We start from the raw sequence: 19802 nt of genomic DNA, 5'->3' as shown, positions 1-19802 counted from the left end.
AAATAGAGGAGTTTAATTATGAAAACAGAAAAAGAAAGGATGCTAGCTGGTGAAATGTATAATCCAGCTGACCCGGAGCTTGCACAAGATCAGAAAGAAGCGAGACGTATGGTTAGGTTATATAATCAAACGACAGAAACCGAGGAGGAAAAGCGAATTAACCTATTGAAGCGACTACTCGGTTCAACAGGTGAAACTGTTTATATGGAACCAAATATACGCTTTGATTATGGCTATAATACATATGTAGGGGAAAATTTTTTCGCTAATTTTGATTGCACCATATTAGATGTTTGTGAAGTACGCTTTGGTGACAATTGCATGCTTGGCCCTAACGTAAAAATTTATACAGCCACACATCCACTCCAGCCAGTGGTTAGAAATTCTGGGAAGGAATTTGGAAAACCTATTACGATTGGTAACAATGCTTGGATTGGTGGTGGTGCAATCATTAATCCTGGCGTGACTATAGGGGACAATGTTGTCATCGCCTCAGGATCAGTCGTAACTAAGGATATTCCAGATAATGTAGTTGTTGGCGGTAATCCTGCGAAGATCATTAAAGAGATTGAAATATGAATGCTAAAAAAGCTTTAAAATTTTCTGAAATTCAGTGATAGACATAATGGCCTTGTTGGGAAGGTCAAAAATATATATCACATGATACGTCTGCCTTCAGAATATGGAGTTGACGTACATCTCGATGCTAATATGCTCCCATTGGAGAAGTGAATTAAATTTCACTTCTCCAATTTTTCCCTTCAATAATTAGTTCTATTAACCTATATAAAAACAGATAGAAGTTGACAAAAAATCATATTAAATTTAAATTTATATGAGTATTATTAAATTATCTGCTTGCATTTTTACATAAAATATCCTTATAACAAACAAGACTAACGTCACTTAGAAAGGAAGGTTTTTTTGAGAAAAAGGTCGATATTCATTACCACCACCATTATTTTTCTATTACTCATACTATTTCCTACCATGATAAGTGCAAATGAAAAGACTTATGATGTCGGAACAACAAACCTACTCATTCGATCTGGGCCATCCATTGAAAGCGAAGTTCTAGGAAAATTAAATCCAGGAGATCAGGTGAAGGTTTTTGATGAATCAAACGGATGGTATCAAACGTATTATAACGGAAAGGAAGCTTGGGTAGCTTCTCAATTTTTATTTCAAGGTAAACAAAAATCAGTAACCTCCCCAAGTTCGGAATCTGTCTCCATTAGTGCGACAGGTGTGAGAATTCGGTCGGGACCTGGCACAAGCTATAGCATCATTGGCTTCACAACACTTGGTGAAACCTTTTCCGTATTAGACAAAAATAATGATTGGATCAAAGTGTCTCTTCCTAATGGTAATATTGGGTGGATTGCTTCATGGTTAACCAATCAACAAGCATCAGAAGCTATACCTAAAGCTCGATCAAATAAATCCATTCAAGAGCCTTCAAAATCAATATCGGGTAATGCAAGCTTAAGTGGCTACAATATTATCTTAGACCCAGGTCATGGAGGGAATGATTCAGGTGCTATCGGTGTGGGAAATGTCTACGAAAAAGACATGGTGATGGAAGTTGTTGATGATATCACAAATCGCTTGAAGCAAGAAGGAGCAACTGTTCTTCTAACCAGAAGTAATGATACAAGGATTGAGCTGCCAAAAAGGGTTGCGATAAGTCATGCCTATCAAACACATGCATTTATTAGTCTTCACTTTAATGCTAGTCCAATAATATCAGCTAATGGGATAAGTACACATTATTACAGCAATCAGAACCTTGCCTATCAGGTTCAAAATGCAATAGCACAGCACCTCAACCTTTCTGATAGAGGAATAAGGCAAGATAGTTTTTATGTGCTAAGGAATAATCAAAATCCGGCTATTTTGATAGAGATGGGCTTTATTACAAATCCAAGTGACTTACTAAAAATTCAATCAAAAGATTATCAATCTAGTATAGCTGAAGCCATTACACAAGGTTTAATTTCATATTTTAAAAATTAGTTTAATACTATTGCTCCGATTACTTGATATTATTATTAACCATACCCTTTTATTTTCAATCAATGTTGGAGTGATTTAATTGTTCATTTATGTTAAAAGAGATAAAGTCCAAATCTACCATCAGTCAAAAATAGAGATGTCAGATATTGAAGAACACATATATCTAAAAAAAGGACTAGAATTTCTATTAAAAGAAACGAAGAAGGATATCGAGTTATATCAATCATTAGAACTAAAAACGAGAGAAGATAATGTATTGCTTAAAGAATTCATTGCAAAAAAAGAGAAAATAGAAAAAATGCTTGAAACATTTAAAATAGAAAATGAAATGGATTGGAAATAACAATCATAAAAAAGCTTCCAGATGGGAAGCTTTTTTATGATGTAGATCGTAATATATTCATTTTAATTTCCAACTTTTCCAATGCATCTTCAACATCCTGTTTCTGTTTAAGCAGCTTTTTTTGATGATCCTGGAAAATTTTTATTCTCTCATCTAATGTTTTATCACCTTCCATATATAGGTGTGCGACATGTCTTAAAACCCCAATGGACATTTTGGTTTTCCTCATACAAGTAACTAGCTCCAGCCAAAATAAATCCTCTTCCTTAAAAACACGATAACCATTTTCATCCCTTTCTATAAAGGGCAACAATCCTTCTTTGTCATAGTAGCGAATCGTAGAAGTTGGTATAGAGACTCTTTTTGCAGCCTCTTTGACTGTTAGCATTATTATTCCCCTTTCCAATACCATCAATTTTATAGAGAATATGCACCATTCTCTTTCCCTAGTAATTGTTATAGTTGCCTTGGTTCTATTCTACAATAATTAAGCGCATTGTTTAAACCAATTAAGCATAGCGGTGGACAAATATAAGAAGTAAAGATTCCTCCTATTATTTGCCTTAAAGTGCACTTTCAAGTTTATAATTTGTTTAATGAAAAGATTTACAAAAAAATACTTTTTAGGAGCTAGGAGGAATAATATGTATAGTTTTTTAGCTGAATATTCACCGACTTGCACAGCATTATCTATTTTAGACAAGGATGGTATGACGTTAGTTACAAGAGAAGTACATATACCAAAACCTTCGTTTGTCAAAATATTAACTAGGGAAATGATACAGCTAGCACACGAGCAGCAACTTTTCCATAATGATATTTCTAAAATTGGTGTAGTAATTGATTCTGTTGAATCTCTTAATATAAAAATAGAACAATTTATTGAAGATTTGGAAACCTCTTTTGGCTTCCAAGCAGAAGTAGGACTAAATAAGGATTCCGTGAAATCAAGTTTATTGGATCTGAAGGATAAGTAAAAGCTTCCAGTTCTTGATCATGAAAGCTTTTACGATAATTTTTTATCAATTACTCTGTCCATTAATTTTCTTGCAACTATTTCCTTTTCAAGTAATTCAATGAAATCATTGCTTAATTTGTATAGCCTAGCCTGGTGATAAATTTCTAATAATAATTTATCAGGAATTGTTTCCATTTTTTCCTCCTTATCAAAAAAAATTGAGAGGTAAAGTTTTTTAATCTTCACCTAGTAATTATGATTTTTTTGAATGAAAGTGTTACTTAGATGAAGTTTAACAATTCGATAAATTATTACAATATATTTAATAGTAAATGATACATATTTACTATTTCATTATTTGAAAATATGTTTATTTAGTTAAAATGAATGGGGATTTTTTAGTTTCTATTACTAAAAGCCACCCAAATACATTTATTAAATGGGGAGATAAAATTACAAAAATATTAAATTTTAAGTTGTTTTTCTTATAAAAATGTGAAAATAGTGAAATAACAAAAAAAAATGTCGTCTTAATATGGAAATATGGGAAAGACATCCTAAAATATGAAAATATGTCGAAAAGGAGGATTAGAATCCAAAATGTCTACCCATACAAAATATTGCTAAGGAGGGCATTGTGTGAATTTTAAATCTAATCGTAATATTAACTATGGAAAGAAGTTGGATAAACGTACTAAACAACGAAGAATGAGTACTAAAAAAATGATGGTTGCTTCAGCAGCAGCAGTACTTATTTTTTCGACAGGGCCTGCTACCTCTAGCGGAATTTTAGGAAAAATAACCAATTCTTCTATTGAGGTACAAGCAGCCAGTTTAGGTGAAGTACAATTACTTACTGATGTAAATATTACAGCAAATCTTACGGAAAACACTGATACTTATACGTTAGATTTAAATTTAACAGGAACTGGTTTAGCTGATGTGGAATTAGTTTCACCCGATCGTGTTGCAGTATTTTACTCCCCAGAATTAGCTGATTTATTAACAGTTAATGCACCCGCCAACATATCCGTAGAAATTTTACCCATAACTCTAAGTGATCTACCTGTAGTAGAAGGTACAATAGGAGAATTGACAAGCACACTTAATACTACAGTAGGAGAACTAGTTTCAGCGGTTGATACTATTCTTGACAATCCATTAACTGCTCCATTAATCAATGTAAATGGATTAGAAGAGTTAGAAACAGCTTTGGAAGCACTTAATAATGTAGATAATGCATTAGCAGATTTGCTTCAATACAACGATAGTGTACCTGTTCAGGTGAATCCAGATGGTTCCATTGTAGTTAACTTTGGAGATGGATTAGGAAATCACTTAGAAACGGCTGTACAAGATGTCATTATTCAATTACTTAATGATGTAGTCAGTGCTATTAGTGCATTAGAAGTAGAAATTCTTGGTGGATCTATATCCGTACCTTTAGAACCAGTCAAAGATATGTTAACCCCATTACAAAACTTAATAGATAACCTATCAAGTGGAGCGATAGATTTATCTAATGATCTTGCATCTGCACAAGTAATGGGACAAACATCAGTGGATCTCTCAGCAACTATTCCTAATCCTTCTGGCTTAAGTGGAGATGTTCCAATTTATGGTGCAGGAATTAGCGATTCAGTAATTGATTTACCACTATTATCAAGTTTAGAATCAGGTGATTCAATTACTTTTGCAGAACCGGTTGATACTGACGGCGACGGCTTAACTGACGAAGAGGAAGAACAAGCTGGGACAGATCCTAACAATCCAGACTCCGATGGCGATGGTATTAACGACGGGGACGAGGTAGATAATGGAACGGATCCTCTTGATCCTAATGATCCGGCTGATGGTACTGACTCCGATGGCGACGGCTTAACTGACGAAGAGGAAGAACAAGCTGGAACCGATCCTAACAACCCAGATACCGATGGCGATGGCATCAATGATGGAGACGAGGTAGATAATGGAACGGATCCTCTTGATCCTAATGATCCGGCTGATGGTACTGACTCCGATGGCGACGGCTTAACTGACGAAGAGGAAGAACAAGCTGGAACCGATCCTAACAACCCAGATACCGATGGCGATGGCATCAATGATGGAGACGAGGTAGATAATGGAACGGATCCTCTTGATCCTAATGATCCGGCTGATGCTACCGACTCGGATGGCGATGGCCTAACTGACGAAGAGGAAGAACAAGCTGGGACAGATCCTAACAATCCAGACTCCGATGGCGATGGTATTAACGACGGGGACGAGGTAGATAATGGAACGGATCCTCTTGATCCTAATGATCCGGCTGATGGTACTGACTCCGATGGCGACGGCTTAACTGATGAAGAAGAACAACAAGCTGGGACCGATCCTAACAACCCAGATACCGATGGCGATGGCATCAATGATGGAGACGAGGTAGATAATGGAACGGATCCTCTTGATCCTAATGATCCGGCTGATGGTACTGACTCCGATGGCGACGGCTTAACTGACGAAGAGGAAGAACAAGCTGGAACCGATCCTAACAACCCAGATACCGATGGCGATGGCATCAATGATGGAGACGAGGTAGATAATGGAACGGATCCTCTTGATCCTAATGATCCGGCTGATGCTACCGACTCGGATGGCGATGGCCTAACTGACGAAGAGGAAGAACAAGCTGGAACCGATCCTAACAACCCAGATACCGATGGCGATGGTATTAACGACGGGGACGAGGTAGATAATGGAACAGATCCTCTTGATCCTAATGATCCGGCTGATGCTACTGACTCGGATGGCGATGGCCTAACTGACGAAGAGGAAGAACAAGCTGGGACCGATCCTAACAACCCAGATACCGATGGCGATGGCATCAATGATGGAGACGAGGTAGATAATGGGACCGACCCTCTTGATCCTAACGATCCAGCTGATGGTACTGAAACTGACTCGGACGGCGACGGCTTAACTGACGAAGAAGAACAACAAGCTGGAACCGATCCTAACAACCCGGATTCCGATGGCGATGGCATCAATGATGGAGACGAGGTAGATAATGGAACGGATCCTCTTGATCCTAATGATCCGGCTGATACTACTGACTCGGACAGCGACGGCCTAACTGACGAAGAGGAAGAACAAGCTGGGACCGATCCTAACAACCCAGATACCGATGGCGATGGCATCAATGATGGAGACGAGGTAGATAATGGGACCGACCCTCTTGATCCTAACGATCCAGCTGATGGTACTGAAACTGACTCGGACGGCGACGGCTTAACTGACGAAGAAGAACAACAAGCTGGAACCGATCCTAACAACCCAGATACCGATGGCGATGGCACCAATGATGGAGACGAGGTAGACAATGGAACAGATCCTCTTGATCCTAACGATCCAGCTGATGGTACTGAAACTGACTCGGACGGCGACGGCTTAACTGACGAAGAAGAACAACAAGCTGGAACCGATCCTAACAACCCGGATTCCGATGGCGATGACATCAATGATGGAGACGAGGTAGATAATGGAACGGATCCTCTTGATCCTAACGACCCTGCTGATGCTACCGACTCGGATGGCGATGGCCTAACTGATGAAGAAGAACAACAAGCTGGGACCGATCCTAACAACCCGGATTCCGATGGCGATGGCATCAATGATGGAGACGAGGTAGACAATGGAACAGATCCTCTTGATCCTAACGATCCAGCTGATGGTACTGAAACTGACTCGGACGGCGACGGCTTAACTGACGAAGAAGAACAACAAGCTGGAACCGATCCTAACAACCCAGATACCGATGGCGATGGCATCAATGATGGAGACGAGGTAGATAATGGAACGGATCCTCTTGATCCTAACGACCCAGCTAATGATACTGAAGAACAAGTGAATCCAGATCCAAATCCATCAGATCAAGACAGTGGTTATTCTGAAGCAGGTGAAAACAATGACAATCATACAGAACTTCCGAATACATCCACTAATATTTTTAATCTAATCCTTACGGGATTAGGTGCTATATTACTAGGTATCGCTACTAGTCTATTTGCACGTCGTAATAAAACCGAATAATCAAAGTAACATTAACGTAGTTCTTCTGTTAAGAAGGACTACGTTATTCCTAACTATACTCCATAAATAGGGAGGAATAAGGATAGTGACATTAGAAAAATTTATTCCAACAATAAAGCATGCTAAGAATTCTTTATTTTGTTATAAAAATCAAGCAGACAATTCCAATACAAGATTATTTACACCCTACATGAAATATGTCATTTTTCTTTCTGTTACCGATACAGATTCTAGGGCACGCGTTTTCACAGGTATAAGTACTTCTATTGAATATGCATATAAAAATGCTGAAAGAAAATGTCTTTTATATATTAATAAGAATGATTTACATCCAAAGTGGGCAAAAGTAGATTTGGCTATAAATATGGAATTATTATCAAAACGCGAATTTATGCGCCTTTATTCTAGTCAAACTCCTTTACGTAAGGGTGTCGCATTGGATTCACATTTTAATCTAGCTTTTTTAGAACAAGAATTTGAAGCAAATGATCTAATACAGAACGGTTCATTCTCAATGCGAAATATAAATATTTATCTAAAAATGTACCGTAATGCACGATTTCCAATAATTGAATCTTACATAAGAGAAATTGTTTTATTTGATACAGTTAGTTATTTCTGTGATGAACAAAACTATTATCCATTACATTCTAATAGTTTTGATCATGGACGACGAGTAATCAATGATGTAAATAAAGCTCTTATTTATGACATTATTGATCAATCATCTTCTTATCTGGCTAAACAAATTAAGCCAAACGGAAAATTTGTTTATGGTTACTATAGTCATTTTCATGAAAAGATCGAGGTCTATAGTATTCATCATCATGCAAGAACGATTTACTCGATGATCGATGCATTTTGTCTAACAAAAAGAAAAGAATTGGAATTACCCATAAAAAGGGGATTAGCTTTCTATTTCCAAAAGTCTATAAGCCTGATAAATCACCCTGCACATAAAGTAGTTGTACAATACATCGCTGGTAAAAAGAACAAACCAAGCGTAAATCTAGGGGCTATGGGAGCAACTATCATCGTAATCATAAAATATACAAAAGCTTTTCAAGACGATAGATACCTACCTATAGCTAAATCAATTGGGGACACTTTGTTATCCTTACAAAATCAATCAAGCTATAGTGATGGAATACATTCCTACTATAATTGGGAAGCCCTACTTAGCTTGCTTTATCTATATGAATTAGATAACGACATAAAATGGTTAAACTCAGTCACCATTGCTTTAGATTATAGTATTGAAAATGGTGATTGGAAGAACATCGATAATTGGTTAATTCACACAGTCAATCAGCTAACGAAATATAAGCCTGAAGACAAATATTTTAAGTTTGGATTAAGAAATGCAGAATTCCAACTTGATTTTATTCAAAAACTACACGTCAGTTCACCAGCTGTTTTAGAAGCACTTTTAGTAACAACTAACATTATTGAAAACATTCAATATTTACAAAAGAGTTACTTATTGGTGAATTACCCATTGTATGAGTTAAACAAAACGATTCAATATCATATAAAGCATCAACTAAATGAATATTTTTTTCCTGAGGTATCCATGTATATGAAATTCCCAAAACTAGTTAATGGAACATTTTTTAATCGTGAGAACTCCTTTAGATCTAGAATAGATGAAATAAGAGATTATGTATCAAGTTACTATCACTACTACCAAAAGATTTCTCAACCAAAGAAAGTATATTCATAGAAAACACTATCTATTGTCACAATAAAATATCAGCATCACAAGGAGATGAGTACTATGAAGAATAAAAGTGATATAAAGTACCCGAATTACGCTTCAAAGAAATTCTCTATAAAATTGGTGAATCTGATGCATCTCATTACAGATTTACCATCATTTTACTCTTATCAAAACGAAGTTCTTTTTAGTACCAACTATTTGAACAGTAATAATGATTATGGATCTATTTTTAATTCTATAGAAAAAAAACTAAGGAAAAACAATACAGACCTTAAGGTTATAGAATTAAAATTTGGTGACTACTATTTCTTAGTATTATTACCATTTTTTAAAGGTATGATTGGAATCGGACCATATAAAAGAGCTATTAACACTACTAATAAAGCTGATTTTAGCCATTTAAAATGGATAGTTGATCCAGCATTAGAATATCGCGAACTGACGAATGCACAAATTGAGAAGTACAAAGAAATTATTCAACTTGGTGACCATTTCTATAACACCACATTAGAACCCATCGGTGAACAGCCACCATATCAACAGATTAATGAAACATCAGAAGAATACGAAAGTTATTCTATTCAAAAAGAAAATAAGTTCTTAATGTTATTAAAAAATGGAAATGTTAAAGCAATTGAAGCCTATTATGACTTCCGTAATAAATCGATGCCTCATACTACGGATATTAGAAATAAAAAGAATAATTTAATAGTCTTGGCGACGACTCTTGCAAGAGCTGCTATTGAAGTTGGATGTAATCCTCAAGAGATGATTGCTCTTCGTGAAGCAATAATAAAAGACATTGAGTCTCCTGCAAGTCATAAACGTTTTGTTGAAAAAGAAATAAAAATATTAAAACTTTTTTTAAAAAAGATACAACAGCATCAATCGGAAGGACTTACGAAAAGCACAAAAATGATCGTAAACTATATTCAGAATCATTTATCTGAATCTATCACACTAAAACAGTTGGCTGAACACTGTGATCGGCACCCAAATTATATTTCTTCATTATTTAAACGAGAGAAAGGGATGACGATTCAACAATTTATCATTTCAGAACGAATAAAAAAAGCAAAATATTTAATTCAAAACTCTTCACATCTGTTAGTTGACATTGCACACTTATGTGGTTTCGAAAGTCAAAGTTACTTTACTCATCAGTTTAAGAATAAAGTGGGATGTACTCCTCAAGAATACCGAAATGAGTTTAAATAAGGATTAAAATGAAGAATACATGTTCTAATCACTAAACATGAAGGAGTAGTGTCATATTCTTTTAATAGATTGCGCCCTTTAGAATAACGAACTCACAGTCTATTCTAACATCATTATAGCAAGGTGCTAGTATGAATAAAACTAGTAAAATTAACCAAGAAAATGATATCCTTTTAACCTATTTATAATATCGGACGAAAGCACTTGTTATAAAGGAGTAAAGTGAAAAAAATTTAGGAAAATTGAACTAACCTAGTCGAATAGAAATGTAAATATGAAGTAAATAACTGAAATGATACTATTCTGCAATAGCAATAATGAAAAAATCTTTCATGCTCATACGACCAAAATCAATATACCAGAATAATGTCTGTTAAACTATCAATATATTAATAAATATTGCACTAACTAAATTTCTTTATCAAATAAGTAGTGAAGAGCCAAATTATATAAAACCTATAGTTTGGCTCTTCACTTTATTTCTTATGAAATGGTTAACTATTACTAATAATTTACCAAATGTATCCATGAATAGCTTACACACCATAATTTAACTCCTGTAAATATTAAATAACGATTTTATTCTAGTAATCCTCTCTCTATCCAAAGTATTATCAAAGGACTCCATTAGTCGGACACCTTTACCAAAATGATATTCAGTAGCTTGAACTTTTTTATGTATGCTTGCAAAATTATCCGATGTAATTCCTGCTCCTGGCATAATTAAAGGACCATTCTTCCGCTCCGATAATAGGACTAATTCCAGAAGCATGTTAACTCCAGCTAGACAATTGGGCGCTCCACCTGATGTTAGAATTCTTTTAATATGTTTTTTATATGGAATTAGGGTTAAGTAAGCCTGTTTTACATCAATAGCATGGTCGAATGCCCGATGAAAAGTTATTTCTATTGTTGGATATTCTGTGATAATTTTGTCCAACAACTGCACATCAATCGTTCTTTCTGCTGTTAGTCCACCTATTACAAAGCGATTTGCACCGACAGACTTTAATTGTTCAATCGACTGCATCATATCCTTTACATCCGATTCACTATAACAAAAGCCTTGAGCATGTGAACGAATCATCACCTGAACGGGGATCTTTACATGTTCTATTATTTCCTTTGTTGTCTTTAAGGATGGAGTTAATCCATCTCGTTCAATACATGAGACTAACTCTAATCTGTCAATACCTACTCGCTCGGCTTCTATGGCATCTTCTAGATTCTGGACGATTGCTTCTAACATCGGTTACCGTTCACTTCCCTTCTGATCAATTCGGTCAATAATCTTACCCCAAAGCCACTTGCCCCATCTACATAGTAGCCTTTCACCTTAAAAGGCTTGACAACATTCGCCATATCTATATGAATCCACTTACTATTATCTGTAATAAATGAATGAAGAAACATAGCTGCTGTAATCGAACCACCAAATGGAGAGGAAGAAATATTTTTAATATCTGCACATTCACTTTCTAATAAATCATTGTACTCTTCGACCAGTGGCATTGGCCAAATAAAATCACCTGTTTGTGCACTTATTTCTTCATAATAAGAAATGGATTCTAGTTGGTTGCTATAAATGCCAGCTCTATTTAAGCCTAATGCTTGTCCAATGGTACAAGTCAATGTAGCGATATCCGTTATCCAAGTAGCGCCCACTTTCTGGGCATATAATAGAGCATCTGCTAAGATTAGTCGTCCTTCCGCATCGGTATTCCCTACTTCGACAGTTTTACCATTTGCATATCTGATAACATCAGATGGTAGGTAGGAATTAAAACTAGGTATGTTTTCTACTAATGGTATGATTGCTTGTAAATTTACTGGTACTTGTAGACTCTCCACTAATTTCATTGCGCCAATGACTGAAGCAGAACCACCCATATCCATTTTCATATCAACAATATCACTAACCTGCTTTAAATTCATTCCGCCAGTATCGAAGGTGACACCTTTACCAACTAACGCCATCTTTTTCTTTCCACCATTGTCATAATCCAATAAGGCCACTTTTGGAGAATGGTTACTTCCCTTTCCTACTTCATATGTTGCATGAAATCCATGATCTAACAATGCTTGCTTATCTAGAATAGTTACTTTAACCTTCGTATCCTTAAAGAGTGCGTCTATTTTTCGGGCATAACTTATGGGGGTTAATTTATTTGCAGGCTCATTACATAGGTCTCTTGCTACACATACAGCATTAGCTACTAATAGTGCCTCCGCTTCTAATGCATTATATATTGGATCATATGTGATCCTAATCTTGCGTTCTTGCGCAGTTGACTTATATTTTAAAAAGCGATAGCTTGCTAAATACCAGCCTTCAAAAAATGCATAAATACACTGCTTTCGTTTTAAATACTTTAATTCATAAAAGCCATCGAACAGAACTTTTAATGAAGTAATCGAAAATTTTTCTGCTTTTTTCCTTAATTCGCCTGCTATATATTTAATATATTCAATCTCTGATGTGGATAAAGGAACAAAAACATAAAATATTAACTGATCATCTTGATGAATGGGCTGAACCGGATCATCCTTTAATCCGTTAATAAAAATATTTCTAACTTCTTTATCTGAATGAATAAAATGAACGGATGTTTTCAACTTTTCCCCACCTCCATCTTCATCGAGAAATTTTTTCATTGTTTATAAATACAATTCAATATGTCCAACGTTTCTACCATTATCGTTGGTGATACAACTTGATTTCAATCTATCTAAACGCTCGATAGTTTCTTCATTGTCATAGTTTAATTTCTTTAATAGTTCTGCCACAATTAATGACCATAACATTTCTGTGCCACTATGCACCTTCAAAGCAATACTAATCTTTTCTTTTTTTAGCGCGAGACAATATACACCTTGCGCTCCGCCTTTTGCCACAATATTCTCATCTTCTAATAAAGCACTACATATAAAATGATGGGAGGCGACGATATGTGGACAATGATTCATAACCGTAACTATTTTTTTAACAGCCAATTGTCTATTTTTCGTTTTAAGACTGTCAGGCTGGGCAAATTTCAAATAAGAAATTGCCATGTTATATAATGGCACAGCAAAAACAGGAACACCACATCCGTCTATTCCTGTCACAACATTGTTGATAGATGTTTCTGATAAGCTAGCAACGGTTGCTAATATTTCCTGCTGTAAAGGATGGGCTATATCCTCATAACTATTATCTAATTGATGTTCTCTTGCATATGCTATAAAGCCTAAATGTTTTCCAGCACAGTTATGTAGAAAAGCCCGCTTCGGCTTATTTGCTTTTATGTAATCCAACTTAGGAGCTTCATTCAAGGGATAACTCTCCTTACATATCAGCTGCTCTTCTGAGATCTTAAGCTTTTTTGCTAAACTTAATAAGGCTCGTTCATGATAAAGCTCCCCTCTTTGTGAAGCTGTAAACAATGCAGCCTCTTCTTCCGTTAACTGATATCGCTCTATTAACTTACTCTCAAATATAGGTATTGCTTGTAATGGCTTCATTGCAGAACGATAAAAGGTAGGGTTCTCTATATCACCTTTTTTATAAATAATTTGTTTATATTGATCAATGACACATATGGAACCATGGTGAATATTTTCTACCGACTTATTTCGAAATTCTTGAGCAATAATAGGATATTCCATATTTTTAAAACCTCTTTCCTCTGCTGTAAATAAAGAATGCATAGAATCCATCTATGCATCCTTTATTCCTACCATTTATATAAAATTGTACATTGATTTTACTACTACCTTATCTGGTAAACTATATTTGGCGAAATCGTCATTACCAATGATCGACTCCGTAAAAAGGACACGTTTTTTCTTGCCCGGAATTAAACAAAAATTGTTTGTACTAAAAAAGCCATCTTGATCTGCCTCTAGCCATACATTAATAGCTAAATGACTACAAGACAATTCGATTCCATTTTCAACATATTCCACTTCGATTTGTGGATCAATGCATGCTACATCCTTTGGTTTCACTAATAGATGTTCTACAGAGTCTATTACTTTTTCACCTACTTTTAATTGGGCAAAGATAACGAAATCCTCCAGTCTCCCTTGTAAAAAAGTAAGCTTCTCTTGATGAATTTTTATTGATGTATTTTTTTGTATCGTAACATTCAAGCTTTTTTCCATGACCATGTTGCCATTGAAATCTAATGCTTGGATGGTAAGTTCAGCTGCTTGGTCTAATAATTCATCTGAAACAGCATAGAATGATAATTGATGATCACCTTGATCAACAATCAGAATCGTTTGTTTAAACCGATCCCTCACATCATATTGTAATGCTTTCCATCTTCCGTAATAATCCATGCTTGACCATGAAGCAACTGGCCAACAATCATTCATTTGCCAATACAATGTCCCCATACAATAAGGCTTGTGTAAACGATGTGCTTCAATAGCTGATCTAATCGCTTTGGCTTGTAAAGCATGACTTAAAGATAAGAAGGAAGTGAAATCTTTGGGTTCTTTATAATACATATCCATATAGGTTTTAATCAGATGATTTCCCGCTCCATTTTTTTGATGATGTAACATTACACTTGAATCTAATGCAAAATCCTTTTCCTCTGCGTAGGTAAGAACCGTTTTCTCTTCTGGAAATGATTGAAAGCCATACTCGCTCATAAAACGACCAACATTATCTTTATATGCCTGTAATGGTTTTTGACCATGCCACACATCCCAGTAATGGATATCACCGCTTTTAATTGTTTCAAATGAAGCATGCTGTGCTTCGTCCGCTGTTAATGCCTGCATTGGTGAGCTAGGCCAATATGCGGTTAATTCATCATATTTGTTGACCACATCAGGTAATAAATAATGAAAAATTTGGTCATATGCTTGCCATATTTCTTTACGTTGTTGATCGTTGTATCGTTGCTTCCAGCCCCAACCAGCATCCTCGATATACTCTGCCCACGCTGCATCCATTTCATTGTTTCCACACCAAAGGGCGATACAGGCATAATTACGCAATCGTTTCACATTATCAATGGCTTCTTGTCTCACGTTGTTTAAGAATGCTTCATCTCCTGGATACATACTACATGCGAACATAAAATCCTGCCAAACAAGAATACCATATGCATCACATAACTCATAAAATACATCTGGTTCGTAAATCCCACCTCCCCAGACACGTAACATATTCATATTGGAAGCGGCAGCTGTGGCAATTTCATGTTCATAGGCATCCTTATCCACTCTCGTTAAAAAACTATCATTCGGGATGTGGTTAGCACCTTTCATAAAAACAGGTACACCGTTTAATTCAAAATAAAAACTATTACCATTTTGGTCCTGCTCTTGAACCAAATGAATCGAACGTAAACCTGTTTTTACTTGCTTAGAACCATATGTGGTTCCTTCTTCAGAAAGCTCTAAGGTGAATTGATACAAGTATGGTTCCCCCAATCCATTACTCCACCACAAATGGGGCTCCATGATAGAGAATGGTAATTCAACAGCTTGTAGCCCTTTCTCTAGTGAAAACTTTTCGGAACGAGTGAATCCATGTTGATCAAAAATAGTAAGCTTTATATCTCGCTTATTTGTTGACTCTACTTCTACAACTGCCTTTAATTCAGCTACTTCCTTTGTAACTTGAGATTGTTGAATAAAGACATCTCTGATTCTAGTTTTTGACCATTTTTCTATATACACCGCTTTCCAAATACCACTTGTTACAAACCGAGGTCCCCAGTCCCAACCATAATGATATGGTGCTTTTCGAGCAAAAACACTTAACTTTTTCTCCTCTACTTCACCATCTTCGGAATGATCATTATCAGCAGGTAAGTTATATCCTAGCTGATCAGGCTTATCAAAATCATGCATGATAGGGGAATGGAAATAAACAAGTATCGTATTTTCCCCTTCCATAACATATGGTTTTATATCAGCCTTCCATATACGAAACATGTTATCAGCAGATAATATTTTTCTATCATTAATAAATACATCTGCATAAGTATCCAGACCTTCGAATACAAGTTCCATCTTATCCTCTATCAGATCTCGTTTAGAAAGCTGGATCGTTGTACGATACTCCCAATCTTTTTTATCTACCCATTGCACATCTAACTCATTTTTGCCATAAAAGGGATCAGGAATTAATCGGTGTGCGAATAAATCTGTATGCACACAGCCTGGAACCGTTGCTTTCTTCCAATCCCCATCCTTTGCTTCTTTAAAGTGCCAATTTTGTAATGCTATTTTTTTACCGTTTGACATTATCCTATCCCCTTAAGTGTATTTCTTTTTCTCCCCTTGAATCATAAAAACCTGTTAAGATTTTCTTAGCAAGTGAAGAAAACTCATATTCACCTTCACTATTTCGTAATATGCAAAGTAATAACTTCGTAAGGTTTGGCTCTAATATTTAAGCAATCACTCCTTTTAGCTTCTTTGATAGGTTTTTCCAGTAAATTGGTCTCAGAATAAATAGCTTCATCCTGTAGCTTAAGTGCCATCATTGTTTCATTTCCTTCCGCTTCATATAATCTCATAATCATACCCTTTTCATTTTCGGCTAATTTTATTGTATCTAAGATCATACTCTTGCTGTCCATGCTGATAAAGGAATGAGCGGGGGGGTATTTCCCTTTCTGCTTTTCTGCCTGAATGATAGGGTCCTTTGTATTAAGCTCATGACCCTTACGTACTGTATAGGCACTTCTCCAATCACCGATATGTGGATACAATGTGTAAACAAACTCATGTTTCTCTATATCAGCATTTTCATCTGGCCATTTAGGTGCACGTAATAATGATAAACGAATATTTCTCCCTTTTATGTCATAGCCATACTTACTGTCATTCAATAAGCTTACACCATAATTACCTTCCGATAAATCCGCCCATTTCTGTCCACATACTTCAAATTGTGCTTGCTCCCAAGATGTATTATTATGTGTCGGGCGTTGTATGGTCCCGAACGGAATTTCATATGTGGCGTGAGCGGATAATATATTTACAGGAAAGGCAACCTTTAATAATTTATGCTCCTCTTTCCAATCCACTTCCGTATGGAAGTCAATCAACTTCGATGTATGATGGAAGACTACCCTTTGTGTAATGAGCGAATGGTTCGCTTTCCATTGAAAGGAAAGCTCATCAGCCACTGTACCTGAATAAATTATTTTTGCATCGATTAATTCGATTGCATCTAACTTCTGTGATGCAAAGTTAGGATCCACATCCCATGCATCCCAATCTGTTGGTAAATCGTCAAAGAGCTGGAATTCATTTGCAAGTTGACCTGATTCTATTACTTCTCTTCTAGCTTCCTTGTCGTATAAACTGGTAATAAAACCTTGATCATTAAATAGAATCTTATAATGAATCGTTTCCCATTCTTTCATAAACCCTTTTGATTCTACTAGTGAATTTGTATTAGACTCTGTGAGCCAGACGGTTTGATAGCCAAATGGTGGAACATTAGGAATCACTGCTTGGATTTCTATTTCTGTATCATTTAACTTTATATAATCTGCTTGATAAGGCTCTCCATTTTGACTCACTATCGCCTTATTTAATAACTCTTTCCCACCTCTTAATGTAAAAATACGATCTCGACTCCAACCAAGGCTATTAAATAGAACATAAGGTGTTCCAGGTCCTTCTATATAAACAGAAGAGACAATCTGTTTAATTGCTTGTTGTTGTAATTGTTGACCTTCATATAATACTTTTTCATATTGTTTTTGCGATAATTGATAAACGGGTTCAATAGAAGTACCAGGTACAATATCATGAAATTGATTGAGCATAATTAATTTCCACAATGTATTTATTTGTTCTTTAGGATAGGCTTGATCGAAATACATATAGCAGAAAGAATGCCAAATCTCAAGGTTACGGAATAAATGCTCTACTTGTCTGTTATATTTTTTCGTTCTCGCATGGGTTGTGTAAGTACCACGATGTAATTCCAGATATAAATCACCGTACCATTTAGGTAAGTCTGGATTCCTCTCTATCACACGATCAAAAAAATCATGCACTTTACTAAATTTCACATCAGGTAATCCTGGCAGTGACTCCGAACGAGTTAGTGCTTCAATCATTTCACGCGTAACGCCACCACCACCATCACCGTATCCATACACGAGCATTCGCTCATCATATTCTTTCTTCTGGTTAAAATCATTCCATGTTTCTTGAATATCCTTCGGAGTCGTTTGTTGTCCTAGGATCGTGTGTAAATAGGATAGGATGCTTGTACCGTCGATCCCTTCCCAATAGAATAAGTCGTAGGGAAAGCGATTGGTATCATTCCAATTTAGTTTAGTTGTCATAAAATAGTCGATCTCTGCTTTTTTTAATAGTTGGGGTAAGGAAGCACAATAACCGAATGTATCAGGTAACCATTCTACTCGCGGAGCAACACCAAATTCCTCTTGAAAGTATTTTTTACCAATGAGTAGCTGCCTTACTAATGATTCCCCTGATGGTATATTTAAATCTGGTTCGACCCACATCCCACCGATAATCTCCATCCTACCGGCGGCTACTTGTTTTTTTACACGTTCAAATACCTTCGGGTAGTGTTTCTTCACCAATTCAAATAATTGTGGTTGACTTTGTGCATATTCAAAATCCTTGTATTCCTCTAAGAGAGTACTGGCTGTAGAAAAAGTACGGGATGCTTTACGAATCGTTTCTTTTAAGGGCCATAACCAGGCAACATCAATATGTGATTGGCCAATTGCTTTAACGGTACCTTCTCGATAACCAGATAGTGCTTTCAATACATCGCGTACTTTCTTATCCTGTATGTGGAACAAAGAGCGCTCGATCGCTTCTATATCGGTAATAAGTCGAAATGTATCAGCAACTTCTGATAAGGTTTGGTACAATACATGAAAACGAGAAGTCTCTTCCTTCAATAAACCTAATGTGGAACAAGCAGTCTCAATCGTAAACAATAAATCCTGTACTTCTTTTCTAACCTTTACTACATTACTATTCTTTAAATATATTGGCGGTGGGCTCGTTTCTGCACTGGCTACTTGATTAAAACCCCTTAAATGGTCCTCTGGGATACCTATAGGATTAAACAATTCTAGTTCAATCTGTAATGATGGTTCATTTAATAAACATGTCGGTAATTTATAAAAGGATCGATTGCGATCAAAGCCTTGTAGGGGTGTTCCATTGATAGAAAGTAACGCCTCATAGTGTGAAGGCTGCCCACCTGGTCCTGCAGCTTGAAAAGCAATGCCAACATGATCCCCCTCCAAATTAGATGGAAGATGAACAGCTGTTTTTAAAAATGCGGTTTCCCCAGATTGAATGAGATGATCCCCAAGCGTCACTTTTTTTTCTCTTACAAACTCGTAGGTTTCCGCATCTTCATAGATATATATTTCGGTATGCCAATTTTTAATCGTGATTAAATCGATATATTGTAGCTCTCTCAACTGTTTTATTAAACGATAAATTCTTTGCATAAATAT

Annotated in this window: 14 protein-coding genes; 7 read left to right on the top strand and 7 right to left on the bottom strand. The window is 36.0% G+C overall.

Annotated features, from left to right (window positions below; all coding sequences use genetic code 11):
* Nucleotides 1-18 precede the first annotated feature (18 nt).
* From ACZ5R4_RS17500 to ACZ5R4_RS17490, 3 genes are all read left to right on the top strand, one after another.
* Nucleotides 19-579, top strand: coding sequence for a maltose acetyltransferase domain-containing protein (locus ACZ5R4_RS17500; protein WP_054861088.1), 561 nt, complete (start codon nt 19-21; stop codon nt 577-579).
* Nucleotides 580-924: 345 nt separating this feature from the next.
* Complete coding sequence (locus tag ACZ5R4_RS17495) at nt 925-2016, top strand: N-acetylmuramoyl-L-alanine amidase (RefSeq protein ID WP_109985215.1); 1092 nt, start codon at nt 925-927, stop codon at nt 2014-2016.
* Between the two features lie 79 nt (nt 2017-2095).
* Entirely contained in the window at nt 2096-2359 is a 264-nt protein-coding gene (locus tag ACZ5R4_RS17490) for a hypothetical protein (RefSeq protein WP_054861090.1), read from the top strand.
* Between the two features lie 34 nt (nt 2360-2393).
* Here the strand turns inward: ACZ5R4_RS17490 and ACZ5R4_RS17485 are convergent, their stop codons facing one another.
* A complete protein-coding gene (locus ACZ5R4_RS17485; RefSeq protein WP_245902366.1) occupies nt 2394-2747 on the bottom strand; it encodes a MerR family transcriptional regulator in 354 nt (117 codons plus the stop codon).
* Nucleotides 2748-3003: 256 nt separating this feature from the next.
* On the opposite strand from ACZ5R4_RS17485, the gene ACZ5R4_RS17480 reads away from it, so the two are divergent.
* Nucleotides 3004-3336 carry a hypothetical protein gene (locus ACZ5R4_RS17480; protein ID WP_054861092.1) on the top strand — a complete coding sequence of 111 codons (333 nt, stop codon included), beginning with the start codon at nt 3004-3006 and terminating at the stop codon, nt 3334-3336.
* 29 nt (nt 3337-3365) lie between these two features.
* On the opposite strand, the gene sda is transcribed toward ACZ5R4_RS17480, so the two are convergent.
* Complete coding sequence (sda, locus tag ACZ5R4_RS17475) at nt 3366-3512, bottom strand: sporulation histidine kinase inhibitor Sda (RefSeq protein ID WP_109985213.1); 147 nt, start codon at nt 3510-3512, stop codon at nt 3366-3368.
* Between the two features lie 444 nt (nt 3513-3956).
* Between sda and ACZ5R4_RS17470 the strand changes: the two genes are divergently transcribed.
* From ACZ5R4_RS17470 to ACZ5R4_RS17460, 3 genes are all read left to right on the top strand, one after another.
* Nucleotides 3957-7385: an adhesive domain-containing protein gene (locus ACZ5R4_RS17470; protein ID WP_464367719.1), complete on the top strand. Its 3429-nt coding sequence runs from the start codon at nt 3957-3959 to the stop codon at nt 7383-7385.
* Between the two features lie 85 nt (nt 7386-7470).
* Nucleotides 7471-9108 carry a hypothetical protein gene (locus ACZ5R4_RS17465; protein ID WP_109985393.1) on the top strand — a complete coding sequence of 546 codons (1638 nt, stop codon included), beginning with the start codon at nt 7471-7473 and terminating at the stop codon, nt 9106-9108.
* Nucleotides 9109-9162: 54 nt separating this feature from the next.
* A complete protein-coding gene (locus tag ACZ5R4_RS17460; protein ID WP_464367718.1) occupies nt 9163-10323 on the top strand; it encodes an AraC family transcriptional regulator in 1161 nt (386 codons plus the stop codon).
* Between the two features lie 550 nt (nt 10324-10873).
* On the opposite strand, the gene ACZ5R4_RS17455 is transcribed toward ACZ5R4_RS17460, so the two are convergent.
* From ACZ5R4_RS17455 to ACZ5R4_RS17435, 5 genes are all read right to left on the bottom strand, one after another.
* Nucleotides 10874-11572, bottom strand: coding sequence for a copper homeostasis protein CutC (locus ACZ5R4_RS17455; protein WP_464367717.1), 699 nt, complete (start codon nt 11570-11572; stop codon nt 10874-10876).
* Entirely contained in the window at nt 11566-12978 is a 1413-nt protein-coding gene (locus tag ACZ5R4_RS17450; RefSeq protein WP_464367716.1) for a M17 family metallopeptidase, read from the bottom strand. Before ACZ5R4_RS17450 ends, ACZ5R4_RS17455 begins: the two co-directional genes overlap by 7 nt.
* Before the next feature lie 3 nt (nt 12979-12981).
* Nucleotides 12982-14013: an asparaginase gene (locus ACZ5R4_RS17445; protein WP_464367715.1), complete on the bottom strand. Its 1032-nt coding sequence runs from the start codon at nt 14011-14013 to the stop codon at nt 12982-12984.
* Between the two features lie 33 nt (nt 14014-14046).
* Nucleotides 14047-16575, bottom strand: coding sequence for a beta-mannosidase (locus ACZ5R4_RS17440; RefSeq protein ID WP_277678079.1), 2529 nt, complete (start codon nt 16573-16575; stop codon nt 14047-14049).
* Nucleotides 16576-16673: 98 nt separating this feature from the next.
* Entirely contained in the window at nt 16674-19796 is a 3123-nt protein-coding gene (locus ACZ5R4_RS17435) for an alpha-mannosidase (protein WP_464367714.1), read from the bottom strand.
* Nucleotides 19797-19802: the final 6 nt, after the last annotated feature.

The sequence above is a fragment of the Gracilibacillus sp. JCM 18860 genome (assembly GCF_055395245.1).
Note: the sequence above shows the minus strand (reverse complement) of the source record. Positions and strands in the feature narration are given on the sequence as shown.

Coding starts and splice junctions, on each gene's coding strand:
- ACZ5R4_RS17450 (WP_464367716.1), bottom strand. CDS start 12,978: ATGAAAAAATTTCTCGATGAAGATGGAGGTGGGGAAAAGTTGAAAACA.
- ACZ5R4_RS17455 (WP_464367717.1), bottom strand. CDS start 11,572: ATGTTAGAAGCAATCGTCCAGAATCTAGAAGATGCCATAGAAGCCGAG.
- sda (WP_109985213.1), bottom strand. CDS start 3,512: ATGGAAACAATTCCTGATAAATTATTATTAGAAATTTATCACCAGGCT.
- ACZ5R4_RS17485 (WP_245902366.1), bottom strand. CDS start 2,747: ATGCTAACAGTCAAAGAGGCTGCAAAAAGAGTCTCTATACCAACTTCT.
- ACZ5R4_RS17445 (WP_464367715.1), bottom strand. CDS start 14,013: ATGCATTCTTTATTTACAGCAGAGGAAAGAGGTTTTAAAAATATGGAA.
- ACZ5R4_RS17440 (WP_277678079.1), bottom strand. CDS start 16,575: ATGTCAAACGGTAAAAAAATAGCATTACAAAATTGGCACTTTAAAGAA.
- ACZ5R4_RS17435 (WP_464367714.1), bottom strand. CDS start 19,796: ATGCAAAGAATTTATCGTTTAATAAAACAGTTGAGAGAGCTACAATAT.
- ACZ5R4_RS17500 (WP_054861088.1), top strand. CDS start 19: ATGAAAACAGAAAAAGAAAGGATGCTAGCTGGTGAAATGTATAATCCA.
- ACZ5R4_RS17460 (WP_464367718.1), top strand. CDS start 9,163: ATGAAGAATAAAAGTGATATAAAGTACCCGAATTACGCTTCAAAGAAA.
- ACZ5R4_RS17480 (WP_054861092.1), top strand. CDS start 3,004: ATGTATAGTTTTTTAGCTGAATATTCACCGACTTGCACAGCATTATCT.